Below are 15,021 nucleotides of genomic sequence, written 5' to 3'. Positions count from 1 at the left end.
TCTGTTCGTCAGTTCAGGAATTTGTGTCCAACTTTCTTCAGACACTACCTCACGATAGCCACCTTGTCTTTCGCTAACAGTTCCTACTGTTGCCAAGCCTGAGTAGACTTTCACCACCGAGTATTCGCTTATACAGACGCATATTTAAAATAAGTTTGGTACAAGATCGAACTCACTTTGAAAAGGCTGTTTAACAAAATAACCATGTCTAACTTTTAGAGGTCATTTCATGTTAGATAGCTTTTTATATCGTTGCAAATAGTTCATGTAAATGTTTCATTTTCTCTTGTGTATAATACGCACATTTTTCATTGTATACTTTCGGATCTTTTGCGTTCGCAAATCTGGTAATTTTTCTGGTAACGGGATGAACATACTTACTAGCTGCACCGCATCCTAGTCCAATAATTGATTGTTGTTCTTCCATAATGAGAATATTATAAAGGCTTTCTTTCCCTTTTAAACTATATCCGACATTTTCTAAGTTCCCTAATATATTTTTTTGTCGATATACGTAATACGGATAATACGTATGTTCCTTCATCCACTGTTCTGCTAACTTCATCATCTCTTGTACTTCTTCTCTACTTGCGACATCGTATTTTTCTTTGTTTTTTGTCATTGTAGATGCTCGTTTAAAGGATAACGTATGAACCGTCACAGACTCAGGTTTTAACTTTTCGGTTTCTTGTAAAGAATGAGCAAAAGTAGCAATCGTTTCGTTTGGTAAACCAATAATTAAATCCATGTTAATATTCGTCATTCCAAATTCTCGTGCTACCCAATATTTTTCAATTGTTTCTTCTACTGTGTGATGGCGACCAATTGCTTTTAACATTTCTTCTGTATACGATTGTGGATTAATGCTAATACGATTGATTTTCCACTTTTTTAAAATCCTTAATTTATCTTCGGTAATCGTATCCGGTCTTCCTGCATCTACAGTAATTTCCCGCACATGTTCCATCGGGATTGATCGATACATTTCTTCATACAACGCATCCATCTCTTCTGCTGTAATGCTTGTTGGCGTACCACCACCAAAGTAAATAGTCGTCACTGGTATGTGTAATTGTTTTAATGTTTTTCCAATTTCCTTTATTTCATAATGTAAACCAGATAAGAAACCGTTGACACTTCCTTGTTTCCCGCCTATTGCATATGCAGGAAACGTACAATACGCACATTTTGTTGGACAAAAAGGAATCCCGATATACAAACTAACCGATTGTTTCAAATTATATAAATCAGGAATGGCTTCTAATTGCCGTTTGGCAATCTCACTCATTAACGTGACCTTTTCTTCTTGAATGGCAAAGTCTTTTTTAATTGTTGCTTAATTAGAAGTTTTAGATTATTTTCCGATACGAAAAGCAAATCCATACCGATGTATGTCAAAGGCAACTAAGGAACACCGTACATGTCCGAACAAATTAAAGCGCAATTTCAAGCAAGGTGTAGCAGAAAAAGTGTTACAAACAGACATCACGTATGTAACGTATCAAAACGGCAAACGTACTTACTTATAAACGATGAAAGACGCCGAAACGAACGAAATTTTAGCCTATGAAGTATCGGATTCTTTGTCATTAGAAATTGCACTTAATACGCTCAAAAAGGTAAGAAAACATAAGCATTTAGCAAAAGATGCCTCTATCCATTCCAATCAAATATTCCATTATACAAGCCCCATCTACCAAGCGTTTGTGAAGAAAATGAACGCTTACCTTATTTCTAATGCTCCCGTCCAAATGCCTCTGTTTTAATATTCTCCTTATCAAGGAATTCTTCTATTTTTTTCTGTTCCTTTCCATTAACTACACCACTTTTATCAATTATTGATTCAATATCTATTTCAGAAAAACCTCCTTCACTTATGTTATCTACTTTATAATCGAGTATTTCATTTAATTCATGAAGATACTCATTTGAAGCTGTAATATAACGACTAATTCTTTCAGATTCTTCTTGATAACCTTCAGGCAAGGTATTATTTAAGATATAATTAGAGAAATTTTCATCATTTTCTTTTACAAGATTGTTAATTCTGTTAAATTTCTCTAGTTCACTTTTATTTAATTCCTGACCTTCATCTATAGTTTCCTCAAACGGATAACTAGCATTATCTAATTCTTCATCACTATCTAGATATACTTTTATACTTAGTTTCATTTCTTCTTTGTCAATTAAACTATTGTTTTTTTCGGAGGTAAAAATAGTTCTGGGAATTTCCGGGTTCTTTGTTAGAGGATTTTCATCTTCTGTAGTATCAATATTTTCTTCCTGGGAGCATGCACTCAAGATAAAAATAATTAAAAAGCTATAAAAGATTCTTCTCATATTAATTTCTCCCCCTTAAAAATAGAGATATTCCATTTCAAGTGTTTAATAAATAATCTAACAAACAATTTTCCAATATAATATCCAAATATCGCTAAAAGGGAACCTAATATAAGACCTTTTACGACCTGAAATATTTCCTTCACTCCAATTGTATTAAATCCATTAACAAATCCCATTACAATTAAGATAACTGGAGATAAAATCATGATTGGTACGCCAATTATGTAAGCTAATATAATTGGTGTACACAATAGTAGCGTAAATAAACTCACTATAGCAATGATGCAATTCGCTATACTCAATCCCATTATTGACACAAGTGCTGTAAACATACTTTTTATGCTTTTATTTTCTTCTACTTTATTCATAGCATAAACAGCGTTTAACTCTTTGGCAATCTCTTCAGGGTTTCCTAACTCTTTAGCTATTTCCTCCTCACTTTTATTCTCGTTTCCCCCAGCAACAAAATGCACAAAATATTCTTCCACAATATCTTTCTTTTCTTTTTCAGACATATATTTCAAATTACTTTTTAGCAATTTTAAAAAAATATTTTTGTTCAAGTATATCATTCTCCTTGATAAAGCAATTTATTATTAAGACAAACTCATTCCATTCAGATTTTAAAGTGTTAAGTTTATTAATCCCATTGTTTATAATTATACAGTATTTTCTAAACAGGCCTTCTTTTGATTCTTTATGATAACTAGCTAAATAAATTCCTTTGACTAATCTTCTTACTATTGGATAAATAGTCCCCTCTGATATAATAATTTTATGAGCTATTTTTTTACTAGTGAATAATCCTATTCATCATCTTTATTTGTTATTAATAAGACTATTAATTCTAGTACACTTTTGTTAAACTTTATAACAAATTATTCGTCATATTTTAATTTTGGCACACTTTTCATTGGATTTCACAGTGAATCAATTTATGAATTGTCACAACCACTTGCAACAATGAAAATTAAGAATTTAATGACACACAGAAACTCTAGACGTGATAACTTATTTAATGGCAGTAAGCTATTCATAATCAGCGTGTTCTTAATTAAAGTGTTATACTCTATTAATACGAATATTTAAAAGTATAGCCTTTGGTTTTTATCTAGATTTTCACATAACCTTTTTTATTCCTAATTCTCCTTTTCTATTCTTCATTACCTAGGTTAAACGACTTTACTATAAAATCAATAGATTAGACAAAGTATGTTAAAATCCGACAAATACATTTGGATTCACATCAAATTTATGGACACAAGAAAGTTAATTTTATAATAAGTTCCTTCATTTCCAATAATCGGAACGGCGAAATCCTTTACATGGATCTTCTACGGGCATGATTTTCCTGACGAGAAGCCAGCTATCACAACATCGGCATCATCACACAAGGCTATCATGTCCGCCACTCCATATAAAGTGGATGCACAACCTAAATTCACAGATTAAGTGACATGCCGAATACTGTCTTCAATTTCTTGTAATGTTTTGTATCCGATGCTACTATGTATTCGATTTCAATTGTACCAACCTTAAATATATTGGAATAAAGATACTTTTTCTGTCTTGTAATCAATGTAAGAATATGATGAATTTTTTTTAACATGGCATGAAAAGATTCGATACAAGTATTGTCATATAGACAACCCTTTCGACTAATTGATTGCCTTATGGTCTTTGATTTATACGAATTATAAAAGGAATAACCAGCCACTTTTTTTGAATGTAAATCTAATACAGACGATAAATTGATAGTGTCAAATAGCACCAACCATCACAATGTGTTTTAATATGCGTAAAATCAGCTACCCATTTTTGATTAATCAATGTTGTTGTGAAATCCTGTGCTAGTTATTTTGACGCTCTTCCAGTGACTTTAATGTTGATGTTAGACGATATTTCTTCGTTATCATTTTGAATGAATGCTTTTTTTCATTAGACGTTGAACCCTTTTAAAGCTTCCTTGACACCCCCTTTTCTGTAATTGGGCAAAGATTTTGGGTACGCCATATCGCCTCTTACTTTCCTTGTGAATAGCATTAATTTGCTCCAATAGCTGTTCAGCTTCTTATAAAAGAATTGATCATACGTATTTTTAGGCATCTTTAATACGCGACAAGGCTCTTGCACGGGATGATGTTCACTCTCGCTTTAGATTATCTTAATCGTCCATTTTCCCCCAAGATAGGGCCATGTTGTTTAATCCATTTATAAATTGTGACTTTAGAAACACCAACTTCTTAGTTGTATCGTTTTTGTTGTATATTCGGACACATCCTCTCGTCTTTGATATGTCCATACATCTATACTACGTCCTATCAATACAATTTCAGATTATGTGGACATTAACGATGACATAATAAACCTTAGTAAATAAAAATTCTGCTATGGTACTGCACCTCAAAAGTTAAAGTGAAAAATTAATTTTTAGGGTATTTTTATATGGATGCAAATAGTTCATGTAAATGTTTCATTTTCTCATGTGTATAATATTCAAATTTTTCATTGTATGCTTTCGGTTCTTTTGCGTTTGCAAACCTGGTAATTTTTCTGGTAACGGGATGAACATACTTACTAGCTGCGCCGCATCCTAGTCCAATAATTGATTGTTGTTCTTCCATAATGAGAATATTATAAAGGCTTTCTTTCCCTTTTAAACTATATCCGACATTTTCTAAGTTCCCTAATATATTTTTTTGTCGATATACGTAATACGGATAATACGTATGTTCCTTCATCCACTGTTCTGCTAACTTCATCATCTCTTGTACTTCTTCTCTACTTGCCACTTCATATTTTTCTCTATTTTTTGTCATCGTAGATGCTCGTTTAAAAGATAACGTATGAACCGTCACAGACTCAGGTTTTAATTTTTCAGTCTCTTGTAAAGAATGAGCAAAAGTAGCAATCGTTTCGTTTGGTAAACCAATAATTAAATCCATGTTAATATTCGTCATTCCAAATTCTCGTGCTACCCAATATTTTTCAATCGTTTCTTCTACTGTATGATGGCGCCCAATTGCTTTTAACGTTTCTTCTGTATACGATTGTGGGTTAATGCTAATACGATCGATTTTCCACTTTTTTAAAATCCTTAATTTATCTTCGGTAATCGTATCCGGTCTTCCTGCCTCTACAGTAATTTCCCGCACATGTTCCATCGGAATCGATCGATACATTTCTTCATACAACGCATCCATCTCTTCTGCTGTAATGCTTGTTGGTGTACCACCACCAAAGTAAATAGTCGTCACTGGTATGTGTAATTGTTTTAATGTTTTTCCAATTTCCTTTATTTCATAATGTAAACCAGATAAGAAACCGTTGACACTTCCTTGTTTCCCGCCTATTGCATATGCAGGAAACGTACAATAGGCACATTTTGTTGGACAAAAAGGAATCCCGATATACAAACTAACCGCTTGTTTCAAATTATATAAATCAGGAATGGCTTCTAATTGCCGTTTGGCAATCTCACTCATTAACGTGACCTTTTCTTCTTGAATGGCAAAGTCTTTTTTTAATTGTTGCTTAATTTCTTGTTCCGTTTTCTGCTCTTTCCAACGATTATGATACAATTTCATCGGTCGAATACCTGTTAACACCCCCCAACCTTGAATAACCCCCGTCATCCGTTCAAACACTTTTAACACAACGTATCGATACGCGTATTTTTCCAATCGCGCTATACTCTCTGTGTCTTTAATGGCTTCCCGTTTTTCTTCTTGAAACGTCTCGTCTTTTGTCTCAAGTGTAACCCGAGCAAGCAATTCATTTCTTTGTGTGATGCATTCAAATGTTACGCATATATCAAAGCCTTGCTCTACCCATTCCGGTCCTTCATAAAAGAGAGCAATAATATGCTGTATGGATCGTAAATAGCTATTGTCAGATATACCAGCTACTTTTATTTTCATTTTACCTTCCCCCCTGCACTCCCGTACTACTGATGGATAGAAACAACTTTTGCTCGACCTGAAGGTGCAACTAAAATGGTCGCAAACTGAATTTCTTTTTCTCCAGCTTCAAATTGTTTCGCATCCCCTTCTTTTACATAATACCGATGAATCCCATAATCTAAAAACATATCATTTTTACCATTCTCGTTATATATCTCACCCTTGTATCTTCCTTTTAGCACAACATTCGTTCCATCTACTGATTTTGGACATTTCCGCGTTATTTTCTTTACCTCATACTGGTCACCATGTTGTTCGAGTTCTGCACAAATAGCATCTCCAAATTTTAATGGAATGCCTTTATATTTGCTGAACGGCACTTGTTCTATTTCATAGGAAAGATACACATACTCCCCGTAAAACAAATCTTTTGGGTCGATTGGTCGTGTTGCTAATGTAATTTCTTTTCCATTCTGCTCCATCCAACTATTAAAGATAGAGAAACTGCCTAAAATCAACAAGTTCATCAAAACAAAGATAGCAAATCCTATTTTTTTCATTTATCGCGCCCCCTTTTCGTTTTTTCGAAATGTTTGACGCTTTTTATGTTCTAGTAAGAAACTTAGGATAAACAACATTAATCCACCTATAAAGAAAAACATTGCTTTTGATAAAAACGTCCAAGCTACCCACCAATATCCGATTGTTACACTAAGTAAAAAAAGAAAAATCCCGATATTCACCTTTTCTTTTTCTTCTGTTTTGTATCCTTTTAATAACATAATAATGGAATACACAAATAGGACAATTAATGCCGTGATATCCCCGAAAGTAGGAATCAACATATACGGGATGAACAATAAAATATCTTCCCACGTATTGCTTTTTTTCGTATAGATGAAAAAGGCATACAATCCGATAACAAGCACCCAACTGATTATCGCTCCAAGGAAAAATCGGTCACCACTTTGTTCAAATGCTTCAAATACCATTAAGATTGTAAAGAAAACAGCAGCTAACAACGTAACATAACGAATTCCAATTTGCAAAAGCTTGTTTTGTATAAATAAAGCAAGCAATCCAAATAAAAGTAAAACGACATAAATACAAATAATACTCCATTCATTTTTTAAAATGAAAGCAGCGGACATCCAAATGACCGTTAATGAAAAAAGAACATTAGACATATATTTTGGTCGATGATACGTAAAATGACCTAACCCCAATAATACGAGTAAATATAAATAAAGGTTAAAATCAGAAAAATTAGCTAAACTATATAATTGTCCTGCTGTAATAACACTAAATGTTAACAAATAAAAGAAAAAATCTTTATAAAAGAGCATTAAAAGAAGCCCCATGATTGCCCAAATAACAAAAATATTCGCATTGTATGCTTGCAGTTGATACATTTGTCCTGTTAAAAAAATTCCTGCTCCAAGTGTAATATATCCGAGACCAATCAATCCGCTTCCAAGTATTTGTTTGTTTCGTTCATAAACCATATATCCTGCACCATAAAAGGACACCATTGTAACCATTAAAATTGTTAAACGAACCATGTTATCAAAATCACGCCAATTAGAAGCAACTAATGTTAAAATACCTACGCCAATTAAAATACTAGCCAAAATCGGTAAAAAAAATGGGGTAGATTGTTCTTCATATTGTGCTAAAATTTCTTTTCGTTGTGCTTCCGTAATAATTTCTTTTTCTACCCAATGGTTCGATTCTGTCTCTATCCATTTTTTCTTCATTGTCATCCCTCTTTTCTTTTTTATTCCTAGTAGAGATCAAGATAACTAAATCACTTCTTCTTTTTATCTTTCCCGATTTAGCACTAGTTTGAACATAAAAAAAAGTAGTGATGGCTATCTGCCATCTACTACTTTGGTCGATACAGCTCTTCTAGTGGGCGAAAAATAATTTGATTAATTTCGCCAATCATCATACTTAATCGTTGTTCTTGGGCCATTAATTTTTGAATTTTTTCATTTTGTTGTGCTCGAGCCATATGTTCTTCTGCTTTTTTCATTTCGTCTTCTGAAATAGTTTCACCAATCATCTGTTTTTGTTGAATAGATGTTGATACAGAACGGAATAAATCAAACTGTTTCATCGCTTCTTCATCTGCTTGTAACTCATCCATACATTTTTGTAATTCCAAAAAATCTTGGCTTTCGCGAATAGCCTTTTCTAATTGATAAGCTGAATCATATACGTTACTCATGTTTCTCCTCCTAAATGTTTTTTCAAACATGACACATTTAATTATAAAAATAATGCAATAATCCCTTGGACGATGCCAATCAAGCCACCTAGTAATGCACCTAAGTACGTAATCATTTTAAATTCACGTCGTGAAATTTCTAAAATCATACCTTCTAATCGCTCTATTGGGAACGATAATACTTCATCACGTACAACATCAGCTAAATGAAGATGTTCTAGAAGTTCTGGTAAACGGTTCGACATTTTTTCAATTGCTTTTTCTGCCATGTTCGGTACATACTCCTCAATGATTGTATGTTCATATGGTTGAAAAAGTTCCTCTACCGTTTTATTTAACCATTGTTGAATTGGTAATTGACTTATTAGTTGTTTTTGTAAAAAAGCAATGATTTTTTTCCTGCCAATACCATCTTCTATTACCGAAACGTTTTTCTCTAACAGTTTATCATATTCTCGCTGTAATAATCGTTCAATCACTTGTTTTGTATCTTCTTGATGTAAAAGTTGCACGATTTCTCTTTGCACCTTGTCTGTCATGGAATCTATGTCCATAAACTTCCCTAACATGCCTAGCATGCCGCCACGTGAATCAAAAAATTGATCGACCATTACGGTTAAACGTGCTTTTCCTTCTTCACTTTGAAAAAAATCACTACTACTTTTTAACAAATGAAGCGTAACTGTTTCGATATATCGTTCGCCTTTTACGAGCAATTTATCTGGCATTATATCTTGGATTTTCTTTTCTCTTATTTCATCCATTTTGTGACGATACGTTTGCTCAATATAAGTATTTATTTTTTCCTTTATCCAATGTTCTATATTATCTTGTTTCATCCAACGTTCACTTAACATTCGAACTGTTTGTTTGGAGTGAATGATTTCTTTTGCTTGTTTTTGAAAAAATGTGATAATCGGCTGTTTAAATTCATCGCTATGTAATTTTTTCGCAATTCCTTCTGGTGTTAATAAATGATTGACAACCATTCGTCCTAGCTGATACGCTACATCTTTATGCCGTTTAGGAATTAAACCAGGTGTAAAAGGCAAGCGTACTTTTCCAATATAGATGGGACGATACGGACGAAATAACATTTTAATCGCAATAGAGTTTGTCACACCACCGATGATTGCCCCTATGATCGCCATCATTGCAATCGTTAAAACAATTGTCATCCTCTAACCCTCTTTCTACCATTCGACAACTTTTTACCTTATAGCTAAGAATATCAATATTTACACGGAAAGTCATCTTTTTTCATAGCATATTTTCTTCATTTTCGAACAAAATAAACATGTTTATCCCTCCTTAACAAGAAGTATAACCAACCATCATCGCCGTTAAGTAGGGGAAGATTTTTTAAAGAAGGGAGAGTTTATTCATGCCTGAAAGAGATTCACTGTATGAAGGGCGCGACAAGGTTGCTATCGACGTTGATCGTATGATTAATGAAGGGCTTGCAGGAGGAAGAGTAAATGTGAATGAAGAATATGCTCAAATAGAAGATGCACGTCCTTTAACAGAAGAAGAACCACCAAGAAGGGTGGAATAAAAAAATCATTCATCAGTGGAATTTTTAATCTTCTCCCACTGATGGATAGATGCACTTATCTCACAAAAAGGAATAAAAAAACGCCACATATTTCATTTTAAAATGAATATGTGGCGTCTATTAACGACTTTTTACAATCATTTGCACTGCTTCTTGAATCACTTTTTCTGTATCTTCTCCAGTGTCTTGTGATTGAATAATACACGACTCAAGATTTCTTGCAACAATATATCCAATCGCACGATCAACTGCTGAACGAACAGCTGACAATTGTGTGATGACATCTTTACAATCTTTTTCTTCTTCCATCATACGCAAAACACCACGAACTTGACCCTCAATTCGTTTTAAGCGATTTTTCACATCTTGTTGGTATTCCATTAACGGTCACCCCCTAATCACTGAAATAAAGCAAACATGCTAATTTGTTTATTGCCCAAATTGTCCGTAAGATTCATCACGCATGAACCACCTGGTAACTTTTACTTCGCACATGTACAGTGAAAGGTTTATGGAAGTTTAAGCGCGATAAATACCTATGAAGGTATATATTTATTATACCAAAAATTACGTAAAAAGATATAATTATATCTAGTATATCAATAATAATTTTTCTAGGAAAGAAAACTTACACAAACCTTTAGCATAAGATAAGAATATGTATTGTTTTACAAATAAAAGAGAGCAACTTTATGTTGCTCCCTTTAATCCATGTTTATTTAATTATTATTGCTGTGAGTAACCACCCATTTGTTGTTGAGCCATTTGAACTAGGCGTTTTGTAATTTCTCCACCTACAGAACCATTGGCACGTGATGTTGCATCTGGGCCAAGTTGTACACCAAACTCTGTAGCAATTTCATATTTCATTTGATCGATTGCTTGTTGTGCACCAGGTACAACTAATTGGTTTGTATTACGGTTGTTGTTGTTTGTCATTGTGTTCACCTCCTTTGTACTCTTATTGTGTGAAAAAATTGATGTCTTATGTATTTTATTGTTTTCCACAATTGGATAATAAAGAAAAAAAGCAGCATCTATCTAGATGCTGCTTTTATCCGATAATAACTCGTTCTTTCGGTAAGTGATATAAATTTTGTTTTCCTCTTCCTCGAATAATAAAAAGTAACGAAAGAATACCGATTCGACCAATAAACATTAAAAGCATTAAAATAATTTTAGAAATGATCGACAATTCAGCAGTAATGCCAGTAGAGGCACCATTAGTTCCAAAAGCAGAGCATGCTTCAAAAATTAAAGCTGCCAATGGATGATTTTCCAAAATAAGTAACGCTATGATAGAAGTAATGACAATCATTCCGCCAACGCTAGCTACTACAAATGCTCGAATAATATCTTCCCGCATAATTTCTCGTCTAAAAATTTGAATAGTTGAGCGCCCTCTAGCGAACATAAAAACGGTTAAAATAATAATCGCAAATGTCGTTGTTCGTATCCCACCACCTACGCTACTAGGCGAAGCGCCAATAAACATTAATACACTCATCCATAATTGAGATGCATCAGTAAATTGAGAAATATCGACCGTTACTAAGCCTGCACTTCGACTTGTGACCGATTGGAACATGGAATACATAAACGATTCATGCCATGACATACCACTTAAAAAGTGTCGACGTTCAAACAAGTAAATAAAAATAGCCCCTACTATCATTAAAATAAAAAAGACAGATGTCGTTAATTTTGTAAATAATGAAAAATGATATACTGGTTGCTTGCGTCCTTTTCGTATGTACTCTTTCACTTCGACTAATACAGGAAATCCGATTGCTCCAAGGACAATTAAAATCATCGTTACCGTTTGTACGTAATAATCATTGGAAAACGGAATCAAAGAAGATCCTGTAATATCAAATCCTGCATTTGTCGTTGCACTGACAGAAGCAAAAAAGGCATGATAAAGTGCTTCTATGGCAGAATCAAAATAAAAGAAATAACGGAACCATAAAAAAATCATCCCAAAAAATTCAATCCATAAAATTAACAATAAAATATCTTTCATTAATAATACCATCCCCGACAACGATAATCGGTTTTGGTCTGTCATAATTAATTGGCGTTCTTTTAACCCTATTTTTTTTCCCGCTAATAACCATATAAATGTACTTAACGTCATAATGCCAATGCCACCAATTTGAAGTTGCCCCGCTAAAATAAGTACACCAGGAACACTAAATGTGTCCGCGATGGATACTGTTGTAAGACCTGTTACACTTACCGCGCTTACTGCAACAAATAACGCATCAATAAACGTAATTTTTACTCCTTCTTTTAACGAAAAAGGCATCATTAGTAACAAAGATGAAATAAGCATTACAATAATGTACAATAATACGATTAACTGAACGGATGATAATTGTAATAAACGTAATTTATTTGACGTCTTTTCCATTGTATACCTATCCTTATTTTTTACATTTTCCATCATTTTATCATACATCTATAAAGAGCAATACTACTAGTATGAGGAAAAATACATTTTGCAAAAAAAAGACCGGCATGAATGCCGGCATATCTTTTGTCAATTACTATATTACTTTCTCGTATTATGCACTTGCATAAAACTAAATTGACCTAACGACTCTTTTAGTTCTTGTTTGCGTTCCCTACGTTTATCCCGACGAGATGGTGCTGTTTGATACAGAACCTCTTCTTCTTCTGTTTCTGGGATAACGGGTGGAACTTCTTTAGGTTTTCCATCTTCACCTACAGCTACCATCGTTAAAAAACATGTCACTGTTAAGTTTTTTTCACCGGTTAATAAATCTTCCGAAAATACTTTCACAAATACTTCCATAGAAGTACGTCCCGTCCACGTAACAAAAGCTTCTAAGTTAACTGCATCTCCAATTTTAACGGGAGATAAAAAGTCTAACGAGTCAACAGATGCTGTTACAACGTGACTTCGACAATGTCGCATTGCACAAATTGCGGCTACATCATCAATATAATACATTACTCGTCCACCAAAAATGGTATGGTGATGTTGTGTATCAGACGGTAAAACTAAGGCCGTTTTTATCGTTCTAGACTGAGAAACTGGTACAGGTTGAGCCAATTGAAGACACCTCGATTTTAGTAAAATAACATCTGATGACCTAACTTTCATTATCATTTGCTGTGTTCATTATATGATAGGGAAAATCCTCCGTCAACTTTTGCTTTTGCTCAAACAGTGAATTATTTTTTGGCTATCATGAACGGACAAATTTTTTTTGGATAGTCATTTCCTTTTCAGAAACAATTAGCTACCATTTTCCAAGTGTATAAATGGTGTATTATACGGTGACTTTTTTCTCCATAATTAAATTACTTGCTTCATATGCACTTGAAAAAGATAGTTCGGATAATTGTCCTTGCCCTACACACCAATCTCCAGCAAAGAAGACATTACGGTAATCTGGAAAATAAACTGGCATCGCTTCTTGGTTCATATTCCATTTAATTTCTTGAACAGATGCTTTTTTCGAAATACGTGGCACGACTAAATTATCACGCCATCCCGGAAAATGCTTATCGTAAAGTGCTTCAATTTTTGCTTGATATTGCTCAAGTACTTCTTTGTTCCCGATATCTTCTTGTCGTAAATAAGCAATCGCTTGTAATAATTGACCGCCTTCTGGTACACAACCAGGGTCGTAATACGAAATATCGGTAATAAAAATTTTATTTTTGGTATCATAAATATACGTAAATGGAGCATCAATTCGTTTTTTCAATCCAATATCATATACAAATACATATGTAGCTTCGTATTGTGCAAATTGTTTAACTGCATACTCAATTTTTGTACCTTCAAACACTTTCATTAATTCAGTTGGTGGGATACAGAAGATAAATTCATCTGCTTCATAAATTGTATCTTTCGTTTCTACTGCCACAACTTCTGTATCATCTACTTGCGCTTCTGTTACACGTTGTTTCTTTAAAATTTCTCCACCATTTCCTTCAATAACACGAACAAATTCATCAATTAATGCTTGCCAACCACCACCGATATAGGCAACTGGTTTGTTTGTTGTAAACAAACGGCGATAATAATCAAAATAAATATCCGATGGAATTTTTTCGGGTTCGCGTGTAAAGAAATTAGATGATGCAAGCGTTAACATTAACTCTTTTACATCTTCACTCACTTGTTTTTCTTCTAACCATTTTTTGATAGAAGTGTGCGGATGGCCTTTTTCTGCTCGTAAAAGCGTTTTAAAAATTTCAAATGTAAAACGTACTTTATCTGCACCTTTAATAATTTTTGTTCTGAATAATCCAGATACGTTTGCAGGCATATCGGATAATTCTTTTCCCATATCATATTTCGCTTTGCTAGGTGTAAAATCCCTCCAATTGATATGGATATCTAGTTCCTTTTCCAATTTACGCAAAATACTTGTATCACGGCCATAAATCGCATGTGCTCCAAAGTTAAAAGAGAAATCTTTAATTGTCAGTGTTACAGCACGACCACCAATTGCCCCTTTTTCAAGCAATGCAACTTTATACCCATTTTTCGATAATCTCGCTGCCGCTGATAATCCAGCTAAACCTGCTCCAACCACGACAACATCATATCTTTTTAATTCCTTATTTGTTTCTTCCATGATGTTCCTCCCCTATAAGCTACGCAATGATCTCTATCCTACATAATACTATCATACTGACACAGATTAGCCACAGTTTCACTCTTTAGTCATTCTAACGTATTTACGTAACCTTATCAATAAATTTACAGTCAAAATCTAAACTAACGGATAAAAGCTATAAATAAGACTTATTCTACGATTTTTTTTTTAGTTTTTTTGAATAAAATTTGCTTAATTATCTAAAAGTAACAATACAATTTCTCTAAAAATGGAGAAGCACTATTTTCTCTTTTCTGTTTATGATGCAACTTTTCTTTTACCTATATAAGGAATAACAAATTCTATTTTTGAGATATTAAACTACATTGTGGTACTTCCCATTTATAATAA

General features: G+C 33.5%; 14 protein-coding genes and 1 pseudogene. 1 reads left to right on the top strand and 14 read right to left on the bottom strand.

Annotated features, from left to right (window positions below; genetic code table 11):
• Positions 1–244: 244 nt before the first annotated feature.
• The 9 genes and pseudogenes from hemZ to BN1372_RS03570 all read right to left on the bottom strand — a co-directional run.
• Positions 245–1,330, bottom strand: a pseudogene (gene hemZ / locus BN1372_RS03605) (coproporphyrinogen dehydrogenase HemZ); the annotation flags it as partial.
• A 404-nt stretch (positions 1,331–1,734) separates the two neighbouring features.
• Positions 1,735–2,340 carry an NDxxF motif lipoprotein gene (locus BN1372_RS03600; RefSeq protein ID WP_062197495.1) on the bottom strand — a complete coding sequence of 202 codons (606 nt, stop codon included), beginning with the start codon at positions 2,338–2,340 and terminating at the stop codon, positions 1,735–1,737.
• Complete coding sequence (locus BN1372_RS03595) at positions 2,337–2,915, bottom strand: HAAS signaling domain-containing protein (protein WP_147515333.1); 579 nt, start codon at positions 2,913–2,915, stop codon at positions 2,337–2,339. The genes BN1372_RS03600 and BN1372_RS03595 overlap by 4 nt, the downstream gene beginning before the upstream one ends.
• Positions 2,916–4,255: 1,340 nt before the next feature.
• Positions 4,256–4,399: an IS3 family transposase gene (locus BN1372_RS15820; protein ID WP_082418933.1), complete on the bottom strand. Its 144-nt coding sequence runs from the start codon at positions 4,397–4,399 to the stop codon at positions 4,256–4,258.
• A 385-nt stretch (positions 4,400–4,784) separates the two neighbouring features.
• Positions 4,785–6,263, bottom strand: a complete 1,479-nt coding sequence (locus BN1372_RS03590) for a coproporphyrinogen III oxidase (RefSeq protein ID WP_062197493.1) — start codon at positions 6,261–6,263, stop codon at positions 4,785–4,787.
• A gap of 26 nt (positions 6,264–6,289) precedes the next feature.
• Positions 6,290–6,805: a GDYXXLXY domain-containing protein gene (locus tag BN1372_RS03585; RefSeq protein WP_062197492.1), complete on the bottom strand. Its 516-nt coding sequence runs from the start codon at positions 6,803–6,805 to the stop codon at positions 6,290–6,292.
• Positions 6,806–8,002, bottom strand: coding sequence for a DUF2157 domain-containing protein (locus tag BN1372_RS03580; protein WP_062197491.1), 1,197 nt, complete (start codon positions 8,000–8,002; stop codon positions 6,806–6,808).
• Positions 8,003–8,130: 128 nt separating this feature from the next.
• Positions 8,131–8,475, bottom strand: a complete 345-nt coding sequence (locus BN1372_RS03575) for a YlbF/YmcA family competence regulator (RefSeq protein ID WP_062197490.1) — start codon at positions 8,473–8,475, stop codon at positions 8,131–8,133.
• 41 nt (positions 8,476–8,516) lie between these two features.
• The gene (locus BN1372_RS03570) at positions 8,517–9,653 is read right to left on the bottom strand and encodes a DUF445 domain-containing protein (RefSeq protein WP_062197489.1); all 1,137 of its coding nucleotides are present in this window, start codon (positions 9,651–9,653) and stop codon (positions 8,517–8,519) included.
• Positions 9,654–9,859: 206 nt separating this feature from the next.
• On the opposite strand from BN1372_RS03570, the gene BN1372_RS15360 reads away from it, so the two are divergent.
• The gene (locus BN1372_RS15360; protein ID WP_187118389.1) at positions 9,860–10,030 is read left to right on the top strand and encodes a hypothetical protein; all 171 of its coding nucleotides are present in this window, start codon (positions 9,860–9,862) and stop codon (positions 10,028–10,030) included.
• Positions 10,031–10,150: 120 nt separating this feature from the next.
• Here BN1372_RS15360 and BN1372_RS03565 read toward each other — a convergent pair whose 3' ends face one another.
• The 5 genes from BN1372_RS03565 to BN1372_RS03545 all read right to left on the bottom strand — a co-directional run bounded on the left by BN1372_RS03565 (position 10,151) and on the right by BN1372_RS03545 (position 14,649).
• Positions 10,151–10,411, bottom strand: coding sequence for a metal-sensitive transcriptional regulator (locus tag BN1372_RS03565; protein WP_062197488.1), 261 nt, complete (start codon positions 10,409–10,411; stop codon positions 10,151–10,153).
• A gap of 345 nt (positions 10,412–10,756) precedes the next feature.
• Positions 10,757–10,969 carry an alpha/beta-type small acid-soluble spore protein gene (locus BN1372_RS03560; protein ID WP_062197487.1) on the bottom strand — a complete coding sequence of 71 codons (213 nt, stop codon included), beginning with the start codon at positions 10,967–10,969 and terminating at the stop codon, positions 10,757–10,759.
• A 115-nt stretch (positions 10,970–11,084) separates the two neighbouring features.
• The gene (locus BN1372_RS03555; protein WP_062197486.1) at positions 11,085–12,443 is read right to left on the bottom strand and encodes a TrkH family potassium uptake protein; all 1,359 of its coding nucleotides are present in this window, start codon (positions 12,441–12,443) and stop codon (positions 11,085–11,087) included.
• A 141-nt stretch (positions 12,444–12,584) separates the two neighbouring features.
• Positions 12,585–13,109, bottom strand: coding sequence for an acyl-CoA thioesterase (locus BN1372_RS03550; protein WP_230198798.1), 525 nt, complete (start codon positions 13,107–13,109; stop codon positions 12,585–12,587).
• Positions 13,110–13,329: 220 nt separating this feature from the next.
• A complete protein-coding gene (locus BN1372_RS03545; RefSeq protein ID WP_062197485.1) occupies positions 13,330–14,649 on the bottom strand; it encodes a phytoene desaturase family protein in 1,320 nt (439 codons plus the stop codon).
• Positions 14,650–15,021 lie beyond the last annotated feature (372 nt).

The sequence above is a fragment of the Massilibacterium senegalense genome, from assembly GCF_001375675.1.
Lineage (GTDB): Bacteria > Bacillota > Bacilli > Bacillales > Massilibacteriaceae > Massilibacterium > Massilibacterium senegalense.
This window is presented reverse-complemented; position numbering and strand designations above follow the sequence as displayed.